The organism is Cryobacterium sp. 10I1 (assembly GCF_035019805.1).
In the GTDB taxonomy this organism is placed as follows: Bacteria; Actinomycetota; Actinomycetes; order Actinomycetales; family Microbacteriaceae; genus Cryobacterium; species Cryobacterium glucosi.
In genome coordinates this window covers 1-1,064 of record NZ_JASJVF010000498.1, presented here as the reverse complement: position 1 = coordinate 1,064, position 1,064 = coordinate 1, and the positions used below count along the sequence as shown (strand labels likewise).

The following is a 1,064-nucleotide window of genomic DNA, read 5'->3' as shown; positions in this document are numbered from 1 at the left end:
TTGTTGATCGAAAGTCCTGCACCTGCTCCATCCCCAGATCCTCGCACAAAGCGCACGATTTAGAACCAACCGCCGGTATGTTGTGGATGTCCCCTACTGGAATTCTGTCGCTAGCCTCGCCAATGCGTAGGTCACGGGTTCGCCCACGCCTCCCCAAAGACCAGGATGAAGAACTCTCGTAGAGCATTGGACATGCTGCCGCTCATATCCGCTGAAGCGGGGCGCGCAGAAATCATGAGGGAGCCAACGGTGGGATACTTCACACCTCCAACATGAAATGGGAGCACCGACATAATGAGCGCAGACTTCGACTACACCCAACACCCGAGAGCCGCCGAACGTGCCGCCCAAGGGCCGCCGACCGTGCGCTCAGTTCTCTCGAAGTTGCGCGCTGATTCCGGCCGGGTGAACGGCATCAATCAAAAAATCGGCTTGGGCATCACGAAGAGCGTCGGAACAATGTGGGCGGCCTACGCATTCGCCGCCATCAGCCTTGTCAGCCTGCCGGCCGCCATTCAAAGCCACGACTCCATCGTTATCATCGCCTGGGTCGCCCAGACGTTCCTCCAATTGGTGCTCCTCCCGATCATCATTGTGGGCCAGAACATCCAGGCTGCAGCCTCCGACGCACGAGCCGCCGCCACCTATGAAGATGCGGGCGCGATCCTCGAAGAAGCGAAACAAATACAATTGCACCTCGCCTCACAGGACGCCGCCATAGGTGCCCTCCTCGACAAGGTCAAGTCCCTGGAAAACCAGACCCCCTGATCGGTGGCTCACCTAAGGATTGGATGATTGGCAAACACCCTTCCAAGCCGACGGACGGCAACGCGGTCCCATCGACGCCGGCCACTCGCGGTTGTGGCTTCCTCACGCTCTGACAACGTCGGCCTGCAGTACGAGACCGTCGACCTCACCCACGACCAAGCCGCCGCCGACCTGGTCACACAACTCGGCTACCGATCCGCACCCGTCGTCATCGTTGGCTGAACCGTCCCGGTTTTCCTGCCGCTTTCTTTCTGGTGAAAGGATTCGGATATGCCCAAGAAACACCCAACAGAGGT

2 protein-coding genes are annotated in these 1,064 nt (G+C 59.2%); both read left to right on the top strand.

What is annotated here, in order from left to right; genetic code table 11:
* Window positions 1-294: 294 nt before the first annotated feature.
* Window positions 295-768, top strand: coding sequence for a hypothetical protein (locus QN345_RS19375; protein WP_322135563.1), 474 nt, complete (start codon window positions 295-297; stop codon window positions 766-768).
* A 93-nt stretch (window positions 769-861) separates the two neighbouring features.
* The gene (locus QN345_RS19370; RefSeq protein ID WP_323509156.1) at window positions 862-990 is read left to right on the top strand and encodes a hypothetical protein; all 129 of its coding nucleotides are present in this window, start codon (window positions 862-864) and stop codon (window positions 988-990) included.
* Window positions 991-1,064: the final 74 nt, after the last annotated feature.

Bases quoted from the DNA above. Each gene is read 5' to 3' on its own strand.
- QN345_RS19375 (WP_322135563.1), top strand. From the start codon at position 295: ATGAGCGCAGACTTCGACTACACCCAACACCCGAGAGCCGCCGAACGT.